Source organism: Arthrobacter sp. AOP36-F1-5, from assembly GCF_058137995.1.
This window is the reverse complement of sequence record NZ_CM176892.1, coordinates 2,739,615-2,763,210: the sequence shown is the minus strand read 5'-3', so window position 1 is coordinate 2,763,210 and position 23,596 is coordinate 2,739,615. Positions and strand designations below refer to the sequence as shown.

The window sequence follows — 23,596 nt, the reverse complement described above, 5'->3', positions numbered from 1 at the left end:
GGGCCTAGTGCCCGCCGCAGAACATTAGACTTCTTCAGAACAAGAGAGAGACAGGGACCATATGTCCAGCGAATCCTCATTTGGAAATATGCGCATTGGCCTGGCCACCGCGGAAGAGATCCGCGATTGGAGCTACGGCGAGGTCAAGAAGCCGGAAACCATCAACTACCGCACCCTGAAGCCGGAAAAGGACGGTCTTTTCTGCGAAAAGATCTTCGGTCCTTCCCGCGACTGGGAATGCTCATGCGGCAAGTACAAGCGTGTTCGTTTCAAGGGCATCATCTGTGAGCGCTGCGGCGTCGAGGTGACCCGTGCCAAGGTGCGTCGTGAGCGGATGGGTCACATCGGACTCGCCGCCCCGGTCACCCACATCTGGTACTTCAAGGGCGTGCCCTCGCGTTTGGGTTACCTGTTGGACCTGGCACCGAAGGATCTTGAGAAGATCATCTACTTCGCCGCCTACATGATCACCTCGGTTGACGAGGAGCGTCGTCACGCTGAGCTGCCGAACCTGCAGGCCCAGCACGACGTCGAGCGCAAGCAGCTCGTGGACAACCGGGACTCCGATATCGCGGCCATCGCCCGCGACCTGGAGAACGACCTCGCGCGGCTTGAAACCGAAGGTGCCAAGGCTGCCGAGAAGAAGAAGGTCCGCGACCTCGCCGATAAGACCATGGCCCAGGTGCGCAAGCGGGCCGACGCCGAGATCGAGCGTCTCGAGCAGGTCTGGGACCGCTTCAAGAACCTCAAGGTCGCCGACCTCGAAGGTGATGAAGGACTGTTCCGCGTCCTGCGCGAGAAGTACGGCCTGTTCTTCGAAGGCTGCATGGGCGCCGAGGCGATCCAGAAGCGTCTGGCCTCCTTCGACATGGAAGCCGAAGCCGAACTGCTGCGCGACATCATCAAGAACGGCAAGGGCCAGCGTAAGACCCGCGCCCTGAAGCGTTTGAAGGTCGTCAACGCGTTCCTGACGACGACCAACAGCCCCATGGGCATGGTCCTGGACGCCGTCCCGGTGATTCCGCCGGAGCTGCGCCCCATGGTCCAGTTGGACGGTGGCCGTTTCGCGACCTCCGACCTGAATGACCTGTACCGTCGCGTGATCAACCGCAACAACCGCCTGAAGCGGCTGCTGGATCTTGGTGCTCCCGAGATCATCGTGAACAACGAAAAGCGCATGCTCCAGGAAGCTGTTGACTCGCTGTTCGACAACGGCCGTCGCGGTCGCCCGGTCACCGGACCGGGCAACCGTCCGCTGAAGTCGCTCTCCGACATGCTCAAGGGCAAGCAGGGACGCTTCCGTCAGAACCTTCTCGGCAAGCGTGTCGACTACTCCGGCCGTTCGGTCATCGTGGTCGGCCCGCAGCTGAAGCTGCATCAGTGTGGTCTGCCCAAGCAGATGGCCTTGGAGCTCTTCAAGCCGTTCGTGATGAAGCGTCTGGTGGATCTGAACCACGCTCAGAACATCAAGAGCGCCAAGCGCATGGTCGAGCGGTACCGCCCGCAGGTCTGGGACGTGCTCGAAGAAATCATCACCGAACACCCGGTGCTGCTCAACCGTGCACCCACCCTGCACCGTCTGGGTATCCAGGCCTTCGAGCCAATGCTGGTGGAGGGCAAGGCCCTGCAGCTGCACCCGCTGGTTTGTGCAGCGTTCAACGCCGACTTCGACGGTGACCAGATGGCAGTACACCTGCCGCTGAGCCCCGAGGCCCAGGCCGAGGCACGGATTTTGATGCTCTCGAGCAACAACATCCTCAAGCCCTCCGATGGACGCCCCGTGGCACTGCCGTCGCAGGACATGATCATTGGACTCCACCACCTGACGACCAAGCGTCCCGGGGAAGCCGGCGAAGGTCATGCCTTCAGCTCGGTGGCTGAAGCGATCATGGCCATGGACCGCGGCGACCTTCACCTGAACGCCCTGGTCAAGATGCGCGTGGATGGCTTCGTGCCTTCTTCCGAGCAGCCGGCCCCGGAAGGTTGGGAAGAAGGCACCCCGGCGCTGATCGAGACTTCCCTCGGGCAGGTTCTGTTCAATGAGACGCTGCCCGCCGACTACCCCTGGGTTGCCCAGGTCACCGGCAAGGATGTGCTCTCGGAGATCGTCAACGATCTAGCCGAGCGGTACCCGAAGAACGTCGCCGCGGAAACGCTGGACAATCTCAAGGACTCCGGCTTCAACTGGGCGACCCGCTCGGGTATCACCGTGGCCATCTCTGACATCACCTCGAACATGGACAAGAAGTCCATCCTCGCCCCGTACGAGGAGCAGGCGCTGAAGGTCCAGTCGCAGTATGACAAGGGTCTGATCGCAGATGACGAGCGTCGCTCGGAGCTGATCGATGTCTGGACCAAGGCCACCGACGAGGTAGCCGAGGCCATGCAGGCCGGCATGGAGGAACTGAACACCATCAACCGCATGGTGACCTCGAAGGCTCGTGGTAACTGGCTGCAGCTGCGCCAGATCGCAGGTATTCGTGGACTGGTGTCGAACCCGAAGGGTGAGATCATCCCGCGGCCGATTAAGTCCTCCTACCGTGAGGGTCTGTCGGTTCTCGAGTACTTCATCGCTACCCACGGTGCCCGTAAGGGGCTCGCGGATACCGCGCTGAAGACCGCTAACTCGGGCTACCTGACGCGTCGTCTGGTGGACGTCTCGCAGGATGTCATCGTCCGTGAAGCGGACTGTGGCACCGAACGCGGCCTCAATGTGCCGATTGCCTACGTCGACGAGATCGGTACCGTGCGTATGCACGAGACCGTTGAGAACTCGGCTTACACCCGCACCTTGGCCGTCGACGTTGTTGGCGACGATGGCAAGGTGCTGGCAGCGTCCGGCGCTGATGTGGGCGATATCCTCATCGACGAACTCTTTGCAGCGGGCGTCCAGGAGATCAAGGTCCGTTCGGTTCTGACCTGCGAATCCGCCGTCGGCACCTGTGCCCTGTGCTACGGCCGTTCGTTGGCCACCGGCAAGACCGTGGATATCGGCGAAGCGGTGGGCATCATTGCCGCACAGTCGATTGGTGAGCCGGGCACCCAGCTGACCATGCGTACCTTCCACACCGGTGGTGTCGCCTCCGCGGATGACATCACCCAGGGTCTGCCCCGTATTCAGGAACTCTTCGAAGCACGGACCCCCAAGGGCGTCGCGCCAATCGCTGAAGTTGCTGGACGAGTCACCATCGAGGACGCCGAGAAGCAGCTGCGGATCGTCATCACCCCCGATGACGGCTCCGAGGAAAGCGCCTACCCGGTGCTTCGGCGTTCACGTATGCTCGTGGCCGACGGAGATTCGGTGGCGGTGGGCCAGCAGTTGGTGGCCGGCGCCATCGACCCGAAGCAGGTGCTGCGTGTCCTCGGACCCCGCGAGGCCCAGAAGTTCCTGGTCCGCGAAGTCCAGGAGGTCTACCAGTCCCAGGGTGTGGGCATCCACGATAAGCACGTGGAAGTCATCGTGCGCCAGATGCTTCGCCGCATCACGGTCATCGAATCCGGCGACACCGGGCTGCTGCCGGGCGAGTTGGCAGACCGTGCCCGCTTCACCAGCGAAAACCGCAAGGCGGTTTCCGAAGGGAAGACTCCGGCATCGGGTCGTGACGAGCTCATGGGCATCACCAAGGCCTCGTTGGCCACGGATTCCTGGCTCTCGGCCGCTTCCTTCCAGGAGACAACGCGTGTTCTGACTCAGGCCGCGATGGAAGGCAAGAGCGACCCGCTGTTGGGCCTGAAGGAAAACGTGATCATCGGTAAGCTGATCCCGGCCGGTACCGGCTTGGAACGCTACACGCAGGTCTCGGTGGAACCGACGGAGGAAGCCAAGGCCAACCTCTTCACGGGTCCGAGCGCCTTCACGGGCTTCGATTATGAAGGTGTCGAGCCGGGTATGAGCCCGGAGTTCCACGCCATCCCGATGGATGACTACGATCTCGGCAACGATTTCCGCTAGGCACCAGCTGATCAGCTGATCGGCATCATGGCCGGCATCCCTCGCGGGGTGCCGGCCATAGTCGTCTGTGGGGGGCGGGGACAAAACTGTCCCTGGTTCCGAGCCTTCCACGAACCGGGACCCTGGCAGCGGCCTGGACGCGGTGCTGGGCGAACAGGTCCCTGCGAATCACAACACATCGTATGGATAGGGGAGTAGTCCACTGGATGTAAAGACGACTATTCATCGTCGACGTCACGATGGGCGGTGGATGATGAGTGACCTGCGACCCGTGATGGTGACGGTGCCCAGCAGCGGGGCGTGATCGAGGCCTCGTGATTGCTGGTTACGGTCGGACTGGACGGCGTGATAAGCTATGACTAATTGTTTTTATGTGTGGCAAATGGACACGGTCCGGGTTGCGGGGAACTTGCGCAACAAATGCCACACTTTTGCACGCCTACGGTCGACTCCGCAAGCGCTGCGATGAAACGACCAAAAGCGCAGTGTCCGGAACGCCGCATGTGGGCGTCGGGCGCAGCAGAACCAAGAAACCGGAGGACACGAAAGTGCCTACTATTCAGCAGCTGGTCCGGAAGGGCCGCTCGCCGAAGGTCAACAAGACCAAGGCCCCTGCCCTGAAGGGCAACCCGATGCGTCGTGGCGTGTGCACCCGCGTGTACACCACCACCCCGAAAAAGCCGAACTCCGCACTGCGTAAGGTTGCCCGTGTGCGCCTGGCCGGCGGCGTGGAAGTCAGCGCGTACATTCCCGGTGTAGGCCACAACCTGCAGGAGCACTCCATCGTGCTCGTTCGCGGCGGTCGCGTGAAGGACCTCCCGGGTGTCCGTTACAAGATCGTCCGCGGCGCGCTCGACACGCAGGGCGTGAAGAACCGTCAGCAGGCTCGTTCCCGCTACGGCGCCAAGAAGGAGAAGAAGTAATGCCTCGTAAGGGTCCGGCGTTCAAGCGCCCCCTCGTTTCCGATCCCGTCCACGGATCACCGCTCGTCACCCAGCTGATCAACAAGGTCCTGGTCGATGGCAAGAAGTCCACCGCCGAGCGCATCGTCTACGGTGCCCTCGAAGGCGTGCAGGCCAAGACCAATGCCGATCCGGTGGTTGCCCTGAAGAAGGCCATGGACAACGTCCGTCCTTCCATTGAGGTCAAGTCCCGTCGCGTTGGTGGCGCAACCTACCAGGTGCCGATCGAGGTCAAGCCGGGCCGCGCGACGGCTCTGGCGTTGCGCTGGCTCGTTGGCTACTCCAAGGCCCGCCGCGAAAAGACGATGGTAGAGCGTCTCATGAATGAGATCCTGGACGCCTCGAATGGTCTCGGTGCCGCTGTTAAGCGCCGCGAAGACACTCACAAGATGGCTGAATCCAACAAGGCATTCGCCCACTACCGCTGGTAAATCGCCTCTTGTACGACGGCGAGGCGAGGCACCCCGGTGCCTCGCCGCCGTGTGACTCGAAACCATAGACAAAGGGAGACAACGTGGCACAGGACGTGCTCACCGACCTCACGAAGGTCCGCAACATCGGCATCATGGCGCACATCGATGCCGGTAAGACCACTACTACGGAACGCATCCTGTTTTACACGGGTGTGAACCACAAGATCGGCGAAACGCACGACGGTGCATCGACGACTGACTGGATGGAGCAGGAGAAGGAACGCGGTATCACGATCACGTCTGCCGCCGTGACTTCTTTCTGGGACGACAACCAGATCAACATCATCGACACCCCTGGCCACGTTGACTTCACGGTCGAGGTCGAGCGCGCTCTGCGCGTACTCGATGGCGCCGTTGCCGTCTTCGATGGCAAGGAAGGCGTCGAGCCGCAGTCAGAGACCGTCTGGCGCCAGGCCGATAAGTACGTCGTTCCGCGCATCTGCTTCGTCAACAAGATGGACAAGCTGGGCGCTGACTTCTACTACACGGTCGACACCATCGTTAAGCGTTTGGGTGCCAAGCCGCTGGTCATGCAGCTGCCGATCGGCTCCGAAAGCGACTTCATCGGTGTCGTTGACCTGATCAAGATGAAGGCACTCGTGTGGCCTGGCGACTCCAAGGGCGATGTCACCATGGGTGCCGCCTACGAGACCCGCGAGATCCCCGAGGACCTGCAGGAGCGCGCCCAGGAGTACCGGGCCAAGCTGATTGAGGATGTTTCCGAGTCCTCCGATGAGCTCATGGAGAAGTACCTCGAAGGTGTGGAAATCACCAACGAGGAACTGGTGGCCGGCATCCGTAAGATGACTGTCAATTCCGAGGCCTACCCGGTCTTCTGCGGTTCAGCATTCAAGAACCGTGGCGTCCAGCCGATGCTCGATGCCGTCATCTCCTACCTGCCGTCACCGATCGACGTGCCGCCGATGATCGGGCACGATCCTCGCAACGAGGAAATCCCGATGACGCGCAAGCCGAGCGAGACCGAGCCGTTCTCGGCGTTGGCGTTCAAGATCGCAGCGCACCCGTTCTTCGGTCAGCTGACGTTCATCCGCGTCTACTCCGGCAAGGCATCCCCGGGTGTTCAGGTCATGAACACCACCAAGGGCAAGAAGGAGCGCATCGGAAAGCTTTTCCAGATGCACGCCAACAAGGAAAACCCGGTCGAGGAAGCACATGCCGGGCACATCTACGCAGCCATTGGCCTCAAGGACACCACTACCGGTGATACCTTGTCGGCTCTGGATGCGCCGATCGTGCTTGAGTCGATGTCCTTCCCGGACCCGGTGATCTTCGTGGCCATCGAACCGAAGACCAAGGGTGACCAGGAGAAGCTCTCCACCGCCATCCAGAAGCTCTCGGCCGAGGACCCCACGTTCACCGTTTCCTTGAACGAAGACACCGGCCAGACGGAAATCGGCGGCATGGGAGAACTCCACCTGGATATCCTGGTGGACCGCATGAAGCGCGAGTTCCGTGTGGAAGCCAACGTGGGCAAGCCCCAGGTTGCCTACCGCGAAACGATCAAGTCTTCGGTCGCGAAGGTCGACTTCACCCACAAGAAGCAGACCGGTGGTTCCGGCCAGTTCGCTAAGGTCCAGATGGCTTTCGAGCCCTTGGACACCAGCGACGGGACCTTCTACGAGTTCAAGAACGCTGTCACCGGTGGACGTATCCCTCGCGAATACATCCCCTCGGTTGACGCAGGCATCCAGGACGCCATGCAGTTCGGCATCCTGGCCGGCTACCCGATGGTCGGGGTCAAGGCAACGCTTCTCGATGGTGCCTTCCACGACGTTGACTCGTCGGAGATGGCCTTCAAGATCGCCGGATCCCAGGTATTCAAGGAGGGCGCACGTCGTGCCAACCCGATCATCCTGGAACCGCTGATGGCCGTTGAGGTCCGCACTCCTGAGGAGTACATGGGTGACGTCATTGGTGACTTGAACTCCCGTCGTGGCTCCATCCAGTCGATGGAAGACGCATCGGGCGTAAAGGTCATCAAGGCCGGCGTTCCGCTCTCGGAGATGTTCGGCTACATTGGCGACCTGCGGTCCAAGACCCAAGGTCGTGCCGTGTACTCGATGAAGTTCGAGAGCTACGCAGAGGTCCCCAAGGCAGTTGCCGAGGAGATCATCCAGAAGTCCCGCGGCGAGTAATCACCCCAGGGAACTAAACTAGTCGCAGGCCGAAAGGTGAGCGACACCGGGTTTGCCAGCCGGGCAGCAATGTCCGGCTGGCCTCCCCAAGGCGAACGAAGGGTTCCCATAGCGGGGCCGGACGGAAACCGCAATTTCAAAAAGTAAACAAGCCCCCAGTAGACTTTATTAAGTTTCGCCTGCGAACCGCGCAGGCGGGGTAAGTCTTCTGAAAACGTTCTAGGAGGAACCTGTGGCGAAGGCAAAGTTCGAGCGGACTAAGCCGCACGTTAACATCGGCACCATTGGTCACGTTGACCACGGTAAGACGACGTTGACGGCTGCCATTTCGAAGGTGCTTGCTGACAAGTACCCCGATCTCAACGACCAGCGTGATTTCACGGCGATTGACTCCGCCCCGGAAGAGCGCCAGCGCGGCATTACGATCAACATCTCGCACATCGAATACCAGACGGAAGCGCGTCACTACGCACACGTCGATGCGCCGGGTCACGCTGACTACATCAAGAACATGATCACCGGTGCCGCCCAGATGGATGGTGCGATCCTCGTGGTTGCAGCAACCGACGGCCCGATGGCTCAGACCCGCGAACACGTTCTGCTGGCCCGCCAGGTTGGTGTCCCCACCCTGCTGGTCGCGCTGAACAAGTCCGACATGGTCGAGGACGAGGAGCTGTTGGACCTCGTGGAGATGGAAGTTCGCGAACTTCTGTCCTCGCAGGAGTTCGACGGCGACAACGCCCCGGTCCTGCGTGTCTCCGCGCTGAAGGCTCTTGAAGGCGACCCGCAGTGGGTCAAGTCCGTCGAGGACCTGATGCAGGCAGTGGACGAGTACATCCCGGACCCGGTCCGCGATAAGGACAAGCCGTTCCTGATGCCGGTTGAAGACGTCTTCACCATCACGGGTCGTGGCACGGTCGTCACCGGCCGCGCCGAGCGTGGCACGCTGAAGATCAACTCCGACATCGAGATCGTCGGTATCCGTCCGATCCAGAAGACCACGGTCACCGGTATCGAGATGTTCCACAAGCAGCTCGACGAAGCATGGGCCGGCGAGAACTGTGGCCTGCTGCTCCGCGGCATCAAGCGCGACGATGTCGAGCGTGGACAGGTTATCGTCAAGCCGGGCTCGATCACTCCCCACACGGAGTTCGAGGCCAACGTCTACATCCTTTCCAAGGATGAAGGCGGACGTCACAACCCGTTCTACTCGAACTACCGCCCGCAGTTCTACTTCCGCACCACGGACGTCACCGGTGTCATCACCCTGCCCGAGGGCACGGAAATGGTTATGCCTGGCGACAACACCGAAATGAGCGTTGTGCTGATCCAGCCCATCGCCATGGAAGACGGCCTCGGCTTCGCCATCCGTGAGGGTGGCCGCACCGTTGGCTCAGGCCGCGTCACGAAGATCACCAAGTAGTCACTACCTAATGATCTGACCATTGGTCAGAAAAGGCCCCGCTGTTTCGACAGCGGGGCCTTTTCGTGTCTGTGTGCCTGACCATCTTGAACAGGGCCCATCCGTGGCCGGGGCGCTGTCCGCCGGTATCCCCACGAGTCAAGGTAGGGTTTCACTAGTCTTGTGAATAAATATCTTCGACGGCGTGGGAGTCTGCGTGGGATCCGTTCTGGTTTTGGTGGCCTTAGTGGCCTGTGGCTTGGTTGGCTGGCTGTTGGGTTCCCGGCATGGCAAAGCGCAGGTCACCTCAGGCGGCATCCAGCCGTCTGCACTGGCGCAAGCCTGGCAAGAGGGACGCGACTCCGCTCTCCGTGAAGAGGCCTCCGCGTCTTTGCCGACGGTAGAGACAGGTGCCCCCGGCGACCTCACACCAGCCACCGCCCTGGCCAAAGATGGCGACTTCCTTCCCGTCCTTCCGCGCCCACTAGAGAACGGGCCAAAACCGGTGCACGCTATGGCGAACGTCGACGGAATTCCTGCTCAGCGGTATCAGACCCATCCGTCTCCCCTAGCTCCGAGCCATCATCATGTTCCCGCGCCTGGACAAACGCCTCCCATGGTGGGCGTTCGGCAGCCGCCTCCACCGCGGTCCGCGCAAGAACGTGAGAAGGCCACGCTGCGCAACATCAACATCACTCTCTACGCGGCCTCTCTGCTGTTGGTGGCAGCAGCCTCGCTCTTCATCGGTCTGGCCATGCCGCCGTTGGCGAAGTTCGGCGGGCTGGTCGCCGTAACCACCATGTTCTATGTCGCAGGACTAGTGATCCACGCGTTCAGTGAGCGGCTTCGCCCCGCAGGCATGGCCTTCGCCGGGACGGGTCTGGCCTTGATTCCCGTGAGCGGTCTGGCACTTTCTGCCCTGGTGGTGCATGACCCGGTGACGGCGTGGTGGGTCACGTCGCTCGTGGGGACCGCGGCGTTCGTCTATGCTGCCGCCAGACTGGACAGCCGCGTCGTGGCCTATCTCAGCCTCACCTTCTTGGTCTCCTCGGCATGGGCGGGTGGTGCGGTGCTGAACCGGGGGCTGTTCTGGTATTTCATGTTCTCCATGGTGCTGGCCGCGGTTGGCACGGCGTTGGCCTACGGCCGCCCGGGCTGGCTGGGCAACTTGTATCTCAGGGCCTTCACCGAGACCCATCGCTTCCTCGCACCTGCCACCCTGCTCGCCGCAATTCTTCTGGGGCAGACGCTCGGCGCCGAAGACCTGAGCCTGCTCCTGATCGCGGGCACCATATACTACGTGGCGGTGACCATTTTCGGCCCGGCCCCAGAACGCGCCCTGAACCTGGTCGCTGGAAGGGTCTGTGCCACCGGAGCCATCGTGCTGCTCGCATACGTGTTTGGTGCTGGCCCCTGGGGGATGGCACGTACCCTGGGGATCGTCCTCCTGCTCCAAGCCGTCGCCGTGCACTATGCGGGGGAGCGGTACCGGCGCTTCGTGGCCCCGCAGGTTCGCGCGCTGGTTGGCATCGAAATCCAAGGGTTGCTCGCCGGGGCAGCGGCATTGGTGCTCGTGCTGAACGAAGCATTCAACGGCGGTGGTTCCACCGGCTGGGCCTCGATCAACTACTTGCTCCTCTTGGTGGCGCTGAGCTCGGCGGCACTGAGCGCGCGGGGCAGAAAATTCCTTCCATGGATTGCCCTGCTCATGGGGCTGGCAGGCCTTCTGGAACCCGGGGTTGTGCTCTCACCGTGGCGCCAGGTGGCCTTCTTGGTGGTGGGGCTGGCCTGCGCGGTCCCCGGTCTCCGGCTGGCCGTTGGCCGCCATTTCCGCAGGCTGCGTCGTGGAATCCTCGCCGTCCTGCCGATCGGGCTTACAGCGATCGGCGCCTGGGCCACCAGCGGATTCCTCGTCACGACCTCAACATCGGGACCGAGCCTGACTGCCTGGTTCTTCGGTGACCCCAGCCGGTGGGCCGAAGGGGGAACTGAGACCCGAGACCTCATGATCATCGCCATCCTCATCTTTGTGATCTCGTGGATGGCCCTCGCCGCACTGGCGGCCTGGACGTTGGAAGCTGGCTTCATGTTGAGCAGCTTGGTCGTGGTGGTCGTCACCGAAGTCCGCCTGAGCTCGCTGGAGTCCGGCAGTGACCCGTGGACGACCGCCGTGGCCCTGGCCGCCCTAGTGCTGTCTGTCCTCGGCTCCAACACCCTTTTGGAAACACTCTCCAGGGGGAGCGGACGTGCCGCGCGACGCAAGAGCCTCATCGCCCAGGGCGTGGCACCACTGGTCATCGTCGGCACCTGGTTGGCAAGCTTCGAGATCGAGAACCGCTGGCTGGTTCTTGCCGTGTGTCTGACAGCACTGTCTCACGCTGCCTGGCGTTTGTTCCGAGCCGTCGGGGCGAAGGAACGACTGGCTTATGCCGTGACGGCGCAGCTGTTCCTCTCCCTCTCGATCCTCGAACTGTCCTACCAATTACATGCTGACGCACACGTACGGTGGGCTGTATTTGCCATCAGCCTGGCCGTGGGGCAGACGGCACGGCTCTGGACGCGTCGGCGGGGCGATGGGACCCCGTCGACCTACGGCTCGACGATTTCGAACGCGACCCTCGTGCTGCTGTTCCTGGGGCCCCTGGTGTACTTCGGAATCCATGGTGGCCCGGGATCCGGGGTGGATATGGTCTCGCTTCTGGTGCAGTACTTCTGTCTGCTGTCCGTGGGGCTGCTGAAGTGGCGCACCGATGTGGCGGCGCCGAACACCGCCTCGAGCATGTGGCGGACCGTGACCAGGATGCAGATCCTGGTGGTTGCCTATGCGTGGGTCTGGCTGCTGCTCATTCCCTCGGGCCTGATTTCCTTACGCCAAGGTGGTTGGTTGACGGAGCCGCTGTGGAACACAAAGGTGTTGCTGGTCTTGCTGCTCATGTTCTCCGTGCTCATGATGGGTTTCGAAGCGCTGGCTCCCGATACTGCCCTACGCCGACGTGTCACCTCGCTCCTGGCAGGAAGGGAAGGGGCTGGATTGCTGGGCCGATCCGGCCCCGGCCCCGAGAACAGCGCCCATCCGATGGCGAGGGCTATTGCCGTGGCCGGCTATTTGGGCTTCGCCGCCGCAGTCGTCCTCGGCGGCTCAAACACCTCTGCAGGTTCCAACCCGGCAACGGTTCCGGGGTGCGACCTCTGGTTTGCGGCGATCTTGTTGGCCGCAACCGCCGGTTGTGTGGTGTTCGCGGTGACGAGGGGACTGCCGTTGCTGCTCTCGGGGGCCATCGTGTTCCTGCCGTGGGCGGTATCCTTGGCCTTGGCCCAGTGGGTCGGGGATCCCGAAAGTAGGGTGGTCCTGTCGAAGGTGTACATGATCTCGGCGGTGTCATCGGCCGTCCTGCTTTATGCCGCCGGATGGTTACAGCGTCCACAGACGCGGGATGAATCGGGTCTCATTACCGCACCGCGCAGCTGGTCCTGGTTACATGCTCGTTTCTTGACGGGCGGGGCGATCGTTGTGTTGTTCATTGACGGTTTCGAAGCCAGCGTGATGCAGTCCCGTGAGGGCCCCGCAGGACCAGCAACGACACTGGCCTACATCGGGACCTTCATGATTGCCGTTGCCGCAGTCGCTACCGTCGCGGAATTCCCCCGCAGGCACCGTGAACGAAGCGGCGAGGTCGCCGCCCTGGTGATTGCCGGTTGTGCCCAACATGCCTGGCATCTGGCCTACGGGCAACCCGGCTGGTTCTGGATGACACAGTATTGGGTCATCCTGTTCGCTCTGCTTGCGGCCTACGAAATCAGGGCTGGTCGACGCAAGGACGCCGACTACCCACTGATCGCCTCGGCGGTATTGCTCTCCGGCTCGGCACCCTTCGGTCTGGCTCTGGAACAAGGGTGGGGACAGGCCTGGCTTCTCTTGGCTCATGTCCTGCTGCTGGCAGCCGGACTCCTGCTCAACCGACGGTTGTATGTGGTGTGGGGTGCCGTTGCCGCTGCACTGATGATCCTGTGGTTCCTGCGTGGATTCACGATCCTGCTGCTCGCGTTCCTGGCTGCCGGGTTGATTGCCCTGGCTATCTGGCGACTCCAACGGCTGGGGAAGGACAAGGAGGTGCCGCAGGCTCCCGTCCCGGAACCGGAGGGACCGGATTCGGCGCCTCCGGCTCCCACGCAGGAAAAACAAACGGGAGTGCCGGCCCCGGAGCAGCAGAAGAGGTAGACGGCCGCCAGACGAAGAGCTAGACCCCCAACGTCGCCTGATTGGTAAATCCAGCGAACTTCTGACACACTGGATAAGTTGTTCAAGCGCCTCTTTGTGCCTTGTGCTCGCCGATCGGTTCGCCGATACCGGGGCAGGGGCCGGTTTCGACCGAGATTGCGTCCCGTCCGGGATAATGCCCGGAGCAGGGGCGGATACGACGGAAACATCGAGGACCAAATATGACCCGCCCCCATTCCTGTGGAGCGTGAAGCCAAATCTAGGCGACACGCCCGACCGCGGGGGTCGGAGCTTCGGCGGGGTGAGGAACCCGGGTCTACCCGGATTCAGCCCGTGCGAGGTGTGCCGGTCCGTAAGGGCCCGTTAGTGCACAGTAACTGTACAGAGAGTGCTACTTAGAAAGAGGCATGACGCCATGGCGGGACAAAAAATCCGCATCCGGCTGAAGTCGTATGACCACGAGGTCATTGACGTTTCTGCCCGGAAGATCGTTGAGACGGTCACGCGCGCAGGCGCAACCGTAGTCGGCCCAGTGCCGCTGCCGACGGAGAAGAACGTGTACTGCGTGATCCGTTCGCCCCACAAGTACAAGGACAGCCGTGAGCACTTCGAAATGCGCACGCATAAGCGTCTGATCGACATTGTCGATCCGACCCCGAAGGCTGTTGATTCGCTGATGCGTCTCGACCTGCCGGCGGACGTCAACATCGAAATCAAGCTTTAGGGGAGGTGCTGAGAAACTATGACCGCAACCCGTAATGTAAAGGGCCTGCTGGGCACGAAGCTCGGCATGACCCAGGTCTGGGATGAGAGCCACAACCTCATCCCCGTCACTGTCGTGCAGGTAGATTCCAACGTCGTCACCCAGCTCCGCAATGCGGAACGGGATGGCTACTCAGCGGTTCAGATCGGCTACGGCCAGATCGACCCGCGTAAGGTCACCAAGCCGTTGGCCGGTCACTTCGAGGCCGCAGGGGTCACCCCGCGTCGCCACGTCGTTGAGCTGCGTACCGCGGATGCCGATACGTACAGCCTGGGCCAGGAACTGGCCGTGGACGTCTTCGAATCCGGCCAGAAGGTCGACGTCGTGGGCACCTCCAAGGGCAAGGGCTTCGCCGGCGTCATGAAGCGCCACGGTTTCCACGGCGCCAGTGCCTCGCACGGTGCACATAAGAACCACCGCAAGCCCGGTTCCATCGGCGGGGCATCCACGCCCGGCCGCGTTTTCCAGGGACAGCGCATGGCTGGCCGCATGGGCAACGAGCGCGTGACCACGATGAACCTCACGGTTCACGGAGTCGACGCCGAGAAGAACCTCCTGTTGATCAAGGGTGCCGTTCCCGGCGCCCGCGGCCGGGTCGTCCTCGTGCGCACCGCCGTGAAGGGAGCATAAGCAAATGGCTAACACAGCACTCAAGGTCGAGCTCCCGGGCAAGATCTTCGATGTCCAGACCAACATTCCGCTGCTGCACCAGGTCGTCGTAGGTCAGCTTGCTGCCGCCCGTCAGGGTACGCACAAGACCAAGACCCGCGCCGAGGTTTCAGGTGCAGGTCGCAAGCCGTTCAAGCAGAAGGGCACCGGCCGGGCTCGTCAGGGCTCCATCCGTGCACCTCAGATGACCGGTGGTGGCATCGTCCACGGACCGACGCCTCGCGATTACTCGCAGCGCACCCCCAAGAAGATGAAGGTCGCCGCCCTGCGCGGAGCCCTCTCGGACCGTGCCCGTCACGATCGCGTTCACGTGATCGAGAACTTGGTTGCCGGCACCACGCCGTCCACCAAGGAAGCACTGGCCACCCTGCGCGCTCTCACCGAGCGCAAGAACCTGCTCGTAGTCATCGACCGCGCCAATGATGTTGCAGCACTCTCCGTGCGCAACCTCGTGGACGTCCACGCTCTCTACGTCGACCAGTTGAACACTTACGATGTTCTGGTTGCCGATGACGTGGTATTCACTAAGGCCGCATTCGATGCCCTGGTCAACAAGGAGGACGCCAAGTGAGCGCCACCTTCTCCAAGTCCCCGCACGACGTCATCCTGGCGCCGGTCGTTTCGGAAAAGAGCTACGGCCTGATCGACGAAGGCAAATACACCTTCTTGGTCGACCCGCGCTCGAACAAGACGGAAATCAAGCTGGCGGTGGAGAGCATCTTCTCCGTCAAGGTTGACTCCGTCAACACCATCAACCGTGCAGGTAAGCGCAAGCGCACCCGCTTCGGATGGGGAGCCCGCAAAGCTACCAAGCGAGCGATCATCTCCCTTAAAGAAGGCACGATCGACATCTTCGGCGGTCCGCTTTCATAAGCGGAGACCACTTTAACGAGGAATAAAACATGGCAATCCGTAAATACAAGCCGACTACCCCGGGCCAGCGTGGCTCGAGCGTGGCCGACTTCGCAGAAATTACCCGGACTACCCCGGAAAAGTCGCTGCTCCGCCCGCTCACCAAGACCGGTGGACGCAACAGTTCCGGCAAGATCACTACCCGTCATAAGGGTGGTGGACATAAGCGCCAATACCGTCTGATCGACTTCCGTCGTCATGACAAGGACGGCGTGCCGGCCAAGGTCGCTCATATCGAGTACGACCCGAACCGCACCGCCCGCATTGCGCTGCTGCACTACATTGATGGAACCAAGCGGTACATCATCGCTCCGAACAAGCTCTCCCAGGGAGACTCGGTTGAAGCCGGCCCGAACGCCGACATCAAGCCGGGCAACAACCTGCCGCTGCGCAACGTTCCGGTCGGTACCGTGCTCCACGCAGTGGAGTTGCGTCCAGGCGGGGGTGCCAAGATGGCACGTTCGGCTGGCGCTTCGGTCCAGCTGGTTGCCCGTGAGGGCCGCTTCGCGCAGCTCCGCCTGCCTTCCGGCGAAATCCGGAACGTGGACGTTCGCTGCCGTGCGACGGTCGGCTATGTCGGCAACGCCGAACAGTCGAACATCAACTGGGGCAAGGCCGGCCGCATGCGCTGGAAGGGCGTTCGCCCGACCGTGCGTGGTGTGGTTATGAACCCGATCGACCACCCGCACGGTGGTGGTGAGGGCAAGACCAGTGGCGGTCGTCACCCGGTCAACCCGAACGGCAAGCCGGAAGGCCGTACCCGCCGTCCGAACAAGGAAAGCGACAAGCTCATTGTGCGTCGTCGTCGTACTGGCAAGAACAAGCGATAGGAGCCTGGAGACATGCCACGCAGCCTGAAGAAAGGCCCCTTCGTCGATCAGCACCTTTTTGTGAAGGTAGCTGCTGAGAACGAAAAGGGCACCAAGAACGTCATCAAGACGTGGTCCCGCCGTTCGATGATCATCCCCGACATGCTCGGGCACACGATCGCCGTACACGACGGACGCAAGCACATTCCCGTGTTTGTCACTGAGTCGATGGTCGGGCACAAGCTCGGCGAATTCGCCTCGACGCGGACATTCCGCAGCCACGTAAAGGACGACAGGAAGGGTAAGCGCCGCTAACCCGCAAGGGTTATTGAGCGCTGAGCATCCCTTTGATAGACGAGAGAAGGAAAGCAATGGAAGCCAAGGCAATTGCGCGCCATATCCGCGTAACGCCTATGAAGGCCCGGCGCGTCGTCGACCTTGTTCGTGGCAAGCAGGCGAATGAGGCTCTGGCGATTCTGAAGTTTGCCCAGCAGGGTGCTTCGGAGCCGGTACTCAAGGTAGTTGCGTCGGCCGTGGCAAACGCCCGTGTCGCCGCCGACCGTGATGGTGTTGCGTTCAACGAGGACGAGCTGTTCATCAGCGAAGCCTTCGTTGACGAAGGTGCGACGATGAAGCGGTTCCAGCCGCGGGCCCAGGGCCGCGCCTACCGCATCAACAAGCGCACCAGCCACATCACCGTGGTTGTTTCAAGCCCGGAGAAGGGTGGGGAAAAGTAAATGGGACAGAAGATCAACCCAAACGGGTTCCGTCTCGGCATCACCACGGACCACGTGTCGCACTGGTTCGCCGACGGTAACAAGCCGGGTCAGCGCTACAAGGATTTCGTCCGCGAGGACGTCAAGATCCGCGAGCTCATGACCACCGGCATGGACCGTGCCGGCATCGCCAAGGTGGAGATCGAGCGCACCCGCGATCGTGTCCGCGTTGACATCCACACCGCCCGCCCGGGCATCGTCATCGGCCGCCGCGGCGCCGAAGCCGATCGCATCCGCGGCGAGCTGGAGAAGCTCACCGGCAAGCAGGTTCAGCTGAACATCCTCGAGGTCAAGAACCCCGAGATCGAAGCTCAGCTGGTTGCCCAGGGCATCGCCGAACAGCTTGCTTCACGCGTGGCTTTCCGCCGTGCGATGAAGAAGGCCATGCAGTCCGCCATGCGGTCAGGCGCCAAGGGCATCCGTGTCCAGTGCGCTGGTCGTCTGGGCGGTGCGGAAATGTCCCGCAAGGAGTTCTACCGCGAAGGTCGTGTGCCGCTGCACACCCTGCGCGCGAACATCGACTACGGCAAGTTCGAAGCGAAGACCACCTTCGGCCGCATTGGCGTGAAGGTCTGGATCTACAAGGGCGACCTGACCAGCAAGGAACTTGCTGCACAGAACGCTGCTGCCCCGGCCCGTGGCCGTGGCGAGCGTGGCGGTGGACGTCCGGGTGGACCGGGTGGAGATCGCCGTCGTCGTAACGACCGCAACACCGGCGCTCCGGCAACCGAAGCTGCTCCGGCGGCTCAGGCTCCGGCGTCCGCAGAAGGAGGGCAGGCTTAAATGCTGATCCCACGCCGAGTAAAGTTCCGCAAGCAGCACCACCCGGATCGTTCGGGCATGGCTAGCGGCGGCACCACGGTCTCCTTCGGTGACTACGGAATCCAGGCCCTGACACCGGCCTACGTGACCAACCGTCAGATCGAAGCTGCCCGTATTGCCATGACCCGTCACATCAAGCGTGGCGGTAAGGTCTGGATCAACATTTATCCGGACCGCCCGCTGACCAAGAAGCCTGCCGAAACCCGTATGGGTTCCGGTAAGGGTTCACCTGAGTGGTGGGTTGCAAACGTCAAGCCGGGACGGGTTCTCTTCGAACTCTCCGGTGTTACCGATGAGGTAGCTCGCGAGGCCCTGCGCCTGGCGATCCACAAGCTGCCGCTGAAGGCACGCATCGTGCGTCGTGAGGGTGGTGAATAGGTATGGCAATCGGATCCAAGGATCTCGCCACCGAACAGCTGGATGGCTACGATAACGCCCGTCTGGTCGAGGAACTGAAAAAGGCGAAGGAAGAGTTGTTCAACCTTCGTTTCCAGTCCGCCACCGGTCAGCTCGAGTCGCATGGTCGTCTGAAGTCGGTCAAGCGCGATATCGCACGCATCTACACCGTGATGCGCGAGCGTGAGCTCGGAATTCGTGCGGAGGTTTCGACCCCCGTCGAGGAAGTCAAGGCCGATAAGAAGGCCAAGAAGTCCTCGAAGACGGCCGAGCCGGCCGATGCACCTGAGGAAGCCAAGTAATGAGCGAGAAGGAGAACGCAGTGGCTGAAGCAGCAGAAGCTCGCGGTTACCGCAAAACCCTCCGCGGGTACGTGGTTTCCGACAAGATGCAGAAGACCATCGTCGTTGACGTCGAGGACCGTGTGAAGCACGCCTTGTACGGCAAGGTCATGCGTCGTAATAAGAAGATCAAGGCTCACGACGAAGCCAACACCGCCGGTATCGGCGACTTGGTGATCATCGCTGAGACCCGCCCCTTGTCCAAGGACAAGAACTGGCGCCTGGTCGAGATCGTGGAGAAGGCCAAGTAGCCTCCTCCCGATCCGCAGGGATCTAAAGCACGACGCCGGTGAGCGCCCCGAGAGGGGAGCGCACCGGCGTCGTGCTTTTGTTAAGAGGCCGCTTGCGTGGCCCCCATATCACGGGTTTGGCCCTCAGCGCACCTCTGGCGTAGACTCGACAGCCTGTGCGCTCTGTTGCGAGGACTATCCACCTTCATGGCAGGCATTCGTGCGCGGCCCGGTCTGATCCGGGCTCGGTGCGCGGCACGGCTCTGCGGCATTTCGCCTCGGCCCGATTTCCCCAGCAGCATCGGATTCCCCGTGAATCCTGCCTGTGTTGGAGATGGGGGTAAGCGAGCGTCGCAGATGGACCATATCCGTTCCGCAAGGCTCCCTAGGAGAACCGGCGAGACGACAGGAGTTGAAAGTGATTCAGCAGGAGTCGCGACTCAAGGTGGCTGACAACACCGGTGCTAAGGAAATCCTTACCATCCGTGTTCTCGGTGGATCCGGACGTCGCTACGCAGGCATCGGCGACACTATTGTCGCCACCGTCAAGGATGCAATCCCTGGCGGCAACGTCAAGAAGGGCGATGTGGTTAAGGCCGTCATCGTCCGCACGAAGAAGGAACGTCGCCGCGTCGACGGTTCGTACATCAAGTTCGACGAGAACGCAGCGGTCATCCTCAAGGCGGACACCGAGCCGCGGGGTACCCGTATCTTCGGTCCCGTCGGGCGTGAACTTCGCGATAAGAAGTTCATGAAGATCGTTTCGCTGGCTCCGGAGGTGCTGTAACCATGGGCGCAAAAATCAAGAAGGGTGACCTGGTTCAGGTCATCACCGGCGCCAAGGCCGATCGCGGTGGAGACCGCGGCAAGCAGGGCAAGGTCCTGAAGGTGTTCCCCGAGGCGAACCGCGTGCTCGTCGAGGGCATCAACCGCGTCACCAAGCACACTCGGGCCGGCCAGACCGAAAGCGGCGCCTCCACGGGCGGCATTGAGGTCGTTGAGGCTCCCCTCCACGTTTCGAACGTCGCGGTCATTGACCCCGAGTCGAAGAAGCCGACCCGCGTTGGCTTCCGCGAAGAAACCGTGGAAACGAATGGCGTGAAGAAGACTGTGCGTGTTCGTTACGCCAAGGCTTCCGGAAAGGCACTCTAATGACTGAAACAGCAGTAAAGGTTCAGCCGCGCCTGAAGGCGAAGTACCGCTCCGAGGTCCGCGAAGCTCTGCAGACCGAGTTCAGCTACACGAACGTGATGCAGGTCCCGAACCTGGTCAAGGTCGTTGTGAACATGGGTGTCGGCGAGGCAGCCAAGGATTCCAAGCTCATCGAAGGCGCTGTTCGCGACCTGACGGCCATCACCGGCCAGAAGCCGCTCGTGACCAAGGCCCGCAAGTCGATCGCACAGTTCAAGCTGCGCGAGGGAATGCCGATTGGCACCCACGCCACGCTGCGCAACGATCGCATGTGGGAATTCGTTGACCGCCTGGTCACCTTGGCTCTGCCGCGTATCCGCGACTTCCGCGGTCTGAACGGCAAGCAGTTCGACGGAAACGGCAACTACACCTTCGGTCTCACGGAACAGGCAATGTTCCACGAAATCGACCAGGACAAGGTTGACCGGGTCCGCGGCATGGACATCACTGTGGTGACCACCGCCAAGACCGACGAAGAAGGCCGCGCGCTCCTCAAGGCGTTGGGCTTCCCGTTCAGGACCGACGATAACTAGATCAACTACGTTGCAGGTCCGCGGGAGCGGAAACCGTAGCGAGGAAGGGCCTCAGCCCAAATGACAATGACAGATCCTGTCGCAGACATGCTGACTCGTCTGCGCAACGCGAACTCGGCATACCACGACACCGTGTCCATGCCGTCTTCAAAACTGAAGGTGCGCGTTGCCCAGATCCTCAAGGCGGAAGGCTACATCGGCGACTTCGTCGAAGAGGCCGCCGAGGTAGGCAAAAACCTGACCATCAACCTGAAGTTCGGTCCGAGCCGTGAGCGTTCCATCGCTGGCGTCCGCCGTATTTCCAAGCCGGGCCTCCGCGTTTACGCGAAGTCCACCAACTTGCCGCATGTCCTTGGTGGACTCGGCATCGCCATTCTGTCCACGTCCTCGGGTCTCCTGACGGACCGCCAGGCAGCCAAGAAGGGTGTAGGTGGGGAAGTCCTCGCCTACGTCTGGTAACGGGAAGGGAGAAGCACCATGTCACGTATTGGACGACTTCCAATCACTATCCCTGCCGGCGTCGACCTGAAGGTCAACGGATCCGAGATTGCCGTCAAGGGCGCCAAGGGCGAGCTCAACTTCACCGTTGTCTCCCCGATCACGGTTGCCCTGGAGGACAATGTCCTCACGGTGTCGCGTCCGGACAACGAGCGCGAATCGCGTTCGTTGCATGGCCTGACCCGCACGATGATCTCCAACATGATCACCGGGGTCACCGACGGCTACTCCAAGAAGCTGGAAATCCACGGCACCGGTTACCGCGTGCTGGCCAAGGGCAGCAACCTGGAGTTCGCTCTGGGTTTCTCGCACCCGGTCCCCGTTGAAGCTCCGGAGGGCATCACGCTCGCCGTTGAGGGCAACAACAAGGTGATTGTCTCCGGCATCAACAAGCAGCAGGTTGGCGAAGTTGCAGCCAACATCCGCAAGCTCCGTCGGCCGGATCCCTATAAGGGCAAGGGCATCCGCTATGAAGGCGAAGTTATCCGCCGCAAGGTCGGAAAGGCTGGTAAGTAAACATGGCTCTTTCAATTAAGGGTAAGAGCAAGGCCGCAGCTCGCAGCCGTCGCCATCTGCGCGTCCGCAAGCGTGTCACCGGTTCGGGCCTGCGCCCGCGCCTGGTGGTCAACCGTTCGGCTCGCCACATCTTCGTCCAGGTTGTCGATGACAGCCAGGGCGTCACGATGGCATCCGGGTCCACCATGGAAGCGGACCTTCGTTCCTTCGACGGTGACAAAACCGCCAAGGCCAAGCGCGTCGGCGAACTGATCGCTGAGCGTGCCAAGGCCGCAGGCATCGATACCGTGGTCTTTGACCGCGGAGGCAATAGGTACCACGGCCGAGTGGCCGCGGTAGCGGACGGCGCGCGGGAAGGTGGGCTGGCACTGTGAGCGAAGCTACTAACGAGAAGGAAACTCAGGTGTCGGAAACCACTGAGGCAGCTACGACCACGACGGAGAACACCTCCGCCGGTCGTCGCAACGAAAAGAGCGGCGAAAAGGGCGGTCGTGGCGAAAGCCGTGGCCGTGGCGAGGGACGTGGCCGCGGCCGCGATTCCAAGGACAGCCGCAACGATGACAAGGACAAGTTCCTTGAGCGCGTGGTAGCTATCAACCGCGTGTCCAAGGTCGTCAAGGGCGGCCGCCGCTTCAGCTTCACCGCACTTGTTGTGGTGGGCGACGGCAACGGCATGGTCGGCGTCGGATACGGCAAGGCCAAGGAAGTTCCCGCGGCCATCGCCAAGGGCGTTGAAGAAGCCAAGAAGTCGTTCTTCCGCGTTCCCCGCGTCGGCACCACCATCCCGCACCTGGTGCTGGGTGAAGCCGCCGCTGGCGTTGTGCTCTTGCGTCCGGCTGCTCCGGGTACCGGCGTTATCGCCGGTGGTCCGGTGCGTGCCGTGCTCGAGTGCGCTGGTATCCATGACGTTCTGTCGAAGTCCATGGGCTCCGCCAACCAGATCAACATCGTTCGCGGCACCGTCGCGGCGTTGAAGGCCCTGGAGGAGCCGGCCGCAGTTGCTGCGCGCCGTGGACTGCCGATGGACGAAGTCGTGCCGGCCCAGATGCTGCGCACGCTCAACCAGAAGGCAGGTGCGTAAGCTGTGGCGAAGAACATTGTCGCGAGCAACGCGAAGCTGGTAATCACCCAGACCAAGTCCGTCATTGGCGGCAAGCAGAACCAGCGTGACACCTTGCGGTCACTCGGCCTGAAGCGTATGCACCACACAGTGGTGCGTGACGCCGATGCCGTGACCGTCGGTATGGTCAACAAGGTTCAGCACCTCGTAAAGGTTGAGGAGGCGAAGTAATCATGGCCAGTAACGAAAAGTCACTGAAGGTACACCACCTGCGTCCCGCCGAAGGCGCTAAGACCAGCAAGACCCGTGTGGGTCGCGGTGAAGCGTCCAAGGGCAAGACCGCAGGCCGTGGTATGAAGGGCACCAAGGCCCGCTACCAGGTCAAGGCCGGCTTCGCAGGCGGGCAGCTGCCGCTGCATATGCGCCTGCCGAAGCTGCGCGGCTTCAAGAACCCGTTCCGTATCGAGTACCAGGTCGTGAACCTGGACAAGATCTCGGAACTGTTCCCCGAAGGCGGCGACATCACCGTCGACAACCTGGTCGAGAAGGGTGCGGTTCGTAAGAACCAGCCCGTCAAGGTCCTGGGTTCCGGCGACATCACCGTCAAGGTGAACGTCAAGGCCGACGCCTTCTCGGCGTCAGCCGCGGATAAGATCGCTGCCGCCGGCGGCTCGGTGACCTCGCTCTAAGGTCCCGATGAAAGCACGGCACAGCTGAAAGGTCCCCAACGCCCGGGCAGGTCCCGGCGCGCTGGGGACCTTTCGCATCCCGCCCCACGGAACGATGGGAGAACCCCACCACCTGCCGGGCACCTAGTTCCGGGGCCACTTCACGGTGGCACCGGCCGTCCCACTGCTTCGAACAGTCCCGAGAACCGGTAGACTCTCAGAAGTCCATTACGGCATCAGGCCGAAAC

26 protein-coding genes are annotated in these 23,596 nt (G+C 61.9%); all 26 read left to right on the top strand.

From position 1 onward, the window contains the following. The first annotated feature begins 61 nt into the window (after positions 1 to 61). The 26 genes from AC3ZI9_RS12615 to rplO all read left to right on the top strand — a co-directional run bounded on the left by AC3ZI9_RS12615 (position 62) and on the right by rplO (position 23,369). On the top strand, positions 62 to 3,952 hold the full coding sequence (locus AC3ZI9_RS12615) for a DNA-directed RNA polymerase subunit beta' (RefSeq protein WP_096223377.1): 3,891 nt from the start codon (positions 62 to 64) through the stop codon (positions 3,950 to 3,952). A 548-nt stretch (positions 3,953 to 4,500) separates the two neighbouring features. Then, complete coding sequence (rpsL, locus tag AC3ZI9_RS12610) at positions 4,501 to 4,875, top strand: 30S ribosomal protein S12 (protein ID WP_087000631.1); 375 nt, start codon at positions 4,501 to 4,503, stop codon at positions 4,873 to 4,875. Continuing rightward, positions 4,875 to 5,345, top strand: coding sequence for a 30S ribosomal protein S7 (gene rpsG, locus AC3ZI9_RS12605; protein ID WP_087000286.1), 471 nt, complete (start codon positions 4,875 to 4,877; stop codon positions 5,343 to 5,345). The genes rpsL and rpsG overlap by 1 nt, the downstream gene beginning before the upstream one ends. An 83-nt stretch (positions 5,346 to 5,428) precedes the next feature. Next, positions 5,429 to 7,543 (top strand): elongation factor G, encoded by a 2,115-nt coding sequence (fusA, locus tag AC3ZI9_RS12600; RefSeq protein WP_087000288.1) that lies wholly within the window; start codon positions 5,429 to 5,431, stop codon positions 7,541 to 7,543. Positions 7,544 to 7,775: 232 nt separating this feature from the next. Continuing rightward, the gene (tuf, locus tag AC3ZI9_RS12595; RefSeq protein ID WP_087000290.1) at positions 7,776 to 8,966 is read left to right on the top strand and encodes an elongation factor Tu; all 1,191 of its coding nucleotides are present in this window, start codon (positions 7,776 to 7,778) and stop codon (positions 8,964 to 8,966) included. A gap of 595 nt (positions 8,967 to 9,561) precedes the next feature. Then, positions 9,562 to 13,164 (top strand): hypothetical protein, encoded by a 3,603-nt coding sequence (locus AC3ZI9_RS12590; RefSeq protein ID WP_489923655.1) that lies wholly within the window; start codon positions 9,562 to 9,564, stop codon positions 13,162 to 13,164. A 415-nt stretch (positions 13,165 to 13,579) separates the two neighbouring features. Next, positions 13,580 to 13,888: a 30S ribosomal protein S10 gene (gene rpsJ / locus AC3ZI9_RS12585; RefSeq protein ID WP_013349689.1), complete on the top strand. Its 309-nt coding sequence runs from the start codon at positions 13,580 to 13,582 to the stop codon at positions 13,886 to 13,888. Positions 13,889 to 13,906: 18 nt separating this feature from the next. Next, positions 13,907 to 14,557 carry a 50S ribosomal protein L3 gene (rplC, locus tag AC3ZI9_RS12580; RefSeq protein WP_087000296.1) on the top strand — a complete coding sequence of 217 codons (651 nt, stop codon included), beginning with the start codon at positions 13,907 to 13,909 and terminating at the stop codon, positions 14,555 to 14,557. Positions 14,558 to 14,561: 4 nt separating this feature from the next. Next, positions 14,562 to 15,167 (top strand): 50S ribosomal protein L4, encoded by a 606-nt coding sequence (rplD, locus tag AC3ZI9_RS12575; protein WP_087000298.1) that lies wholly within the window; start codon positions 14,562 to 14,564, stop codon positions 15,165 to 15,167. After that, the gene (gene rplW, locus AC3ZI9_RS12570) at positions 15,164 to 15,469 is read left to right on the top strand and encodes a 50S ribosomal protein L23 (protein WP_087000299.1); all 306 of its coding nucleotides are present in this window, start codon (positions 15,164 to 15,166) and stop codon (positions 15,467 to 15,469) included. Before rplD ends, rplW begins: the two co-directional genes overlap by 4 nt. A gap of 29 nt (positions 15,470 to 15,498) precedes the next feature. Beyond that, positions 15,499 to 16,338: a 50S ribosomal protein L2 gene (rplB, locus tag AC3ZI9_RS12565; protein WP_087000301.1), complete on the top strand. Its 840-nt coding sequence runs from the start codon at positions 15,499 to 15,501 to the stop codon at positions 16,336 to 16,338. 12 nt (positions 16,339 to 16,350) lie between these two features. Next, positions 16,351 to 16,632 (top strand): 30S ribosomal protein S19, encoded by a 282-nt coding sequence (rpsS, locus tag AC3ZI9_RS12560; protein WP_087000303.1) that lies wholly within the window; start codon positions 16,351 to 16,353, stop codon positions 16,630 to 16,632. Between the two features lie 56 nt (positions 16,633 to 16,688). Continuing rightward, a complete protein-coding gene (gene rplV, locus AC3ZI9_RS12555) occupies positions 16,689 to 17,054 on the top strand; it encodes a 50S ribosomal protein L22 (RefSeq protein ID WP_087000304.1) in 366 nt (121 codons plus the stop codon). Further along, on the top strand, positions 17,055 to 17,876 hold the full coding sequence (gene rpsC, locus AC3ZI9_RS12550; protein WP_087000306.1) for a 30S ribosomal protein S3: 822 nt from the start codon (positions 17,055 to 17,057) through the stop codon (positions 17,874 to 17,876). It abuts the gene before it with no gap. After that, positions 17,877 to 18,293 (top strand): 50S ribosomal protein L16, encoded by a 417-nt coding sequence (gene rplP / locus AC3ZI9_RS12545; RefSeq protein WP_087000308.1) that lies wholly within the window; start codon positions 17,877 to 17,879, stop codon positions 18,291 to 18,293. Positions 18,294 to 18,295: 2 nt separating this feature from the next. Next, complete coding sequence (gene rpmC / locus AC3ZI9_RS12540; RefSeq protein WP_087000310.1) at positions 18,296 to 18,613, top strand: 50S ribosomal protein L29; 318 nt, start codon at positions 18,296 to 18,298, stop codon at positions 18,611 to 18,613. Next, complete coding sequence (gene rpsQ, locus AC3ZI9_RS12535; RefSeq protein ID WP_087000312.1) at positions 18,613 to 18,903, top strand: 30S ribosomal protein S17; 291 nt, start codon at positions 18,613 to 18,615, stop codon at positions 18,901 to 18,903. Before rpmC ends, rpsQ begins: the two co-directional genes overlap by 1 nt. 397 nt (positions 18,904 to 19,300) lie before the next feature. After that, a complete protein-coding gene (gene rplN / locus AC3ZI9_RS12530; protein WP_087000314.1) occupies positions 19,301 to 19,669 on the top strand; it encodes a 50S ribosomal protein L14 in 369 nt (122 codons plus the stop codon). Positions 19,670 to 19,671: 2 nt separating this feature from the next. Then, positions 19,672 to 20,034 carry a 50S ribosomal protein L24 gene (rplX, locus tag AC3ZI9_RS12525; RefSeq protein ID WP_087000316.1) on the top strand — a complete coding sequence of 121 codons (363 nt, stop codon included), beginning with the start codon at positions 19,672 to 19,674 and terminating at the stop codon, positions 20,032 to 20,034. Beyond that, positions 20,034 to 20,606: a 50S ribosomal protein L5 gene (rplE, locus tag AC3ZI9_RS12520; RefSeq protein ID WP_087000318.1), complete on the top strand. Its 573-nt coding sequence runs from the start codon at positions 20,034 to 20,036 to the stop codon at positions 20,604 to 20,606. The genes rplX and rplE overlap by 1 nt, the downstream gene beginning before the upstream one ends. A gap of 60 nt (positions 20,607 to 20,666) precedes the next feature. Then, positions 20,667 to 21,065: a 30S ribosomal protein S8 gene (gene rpsH, locus AC3ZI9_RS12515; RefSeq protein ID WP_087000320.1), complete on the top strand. Its 399-nt coding sequence runs from the start codon at positions 20,667 to 20,669 to the stop codon at positions 21,063 to 21,065. An 18-nt stretch (positions 21,066 to 21,083) separates the two neighbouring features. Further along, on the top strand, positions 21,084 to 21,620 hold the full coding sequence (gene rplF, locus AC3ZI9_RS12510) for a 50S ribosomal protein L6 (protein WP_087000322.1): 537 nt from the start codon (positions 21,084 to 21,086) through the stop codon (positions 21,618 to 21,620). Between the two features lie 2 nt (positions 21,621 to 21,622). Further along, positions 21,623 to 21,994: a 50S ribosomal protein L18 gene (rplR, locus tag AC3ZI9_RS12505; RefSeq protein ID WP_087000324.1), complete on the top strand. Its 372-nt coding sequence runs from the start codon at positions 21,623 to 21,625 to the stop codon at positions 21,992 to 21,994. Then, positions 21,991 to 22,701 carry a 30S ribosomal protein S5 gene (rpsE, locus tag AC3ZI9_RS12500; RefSeq protein WP_087000326.1) on the top strand — a complete coding sequence of 237 codons (711 nt, stop codon included), beginning with the start codon at positions 21,991 to 21,993 and terminating at the stop codon, positions 22,699 to 22,701. The genes rplR and rpsE overlap by 4 nt, the downstream gene beginning before the upstream one ends. A 3-nt stretch (positions 22,702 to 22,704) precedes the next feature. Continuing rightward, positions 22,705 to 22,911, top strand: a complete 207-nt coding sequence (gene rpmD, locus AC3ZI9_RS12495; protein WP_096223375.1) for a 50S ribosomal protein L30 — start codon at positions 22,705 to 22,707, stop codon at positions 22,909 to 22,911. Between the two features lie 2 nt (positions 22,912 to 22,913). Next, on the top strand, positions 22,914 to 23,369 hold the full coding sequence (gene rplO, locus AC3ZI9_RS12490; protein WP_087000330.1) for a 50S ribosomal protein L15: 456 nt from the start codon (positions 22,914 to 22,916) through the stop codon (positions 23,367 to 23,369). Positions 23,370 to 23,596: the final 227 nt, after the last annotated feature.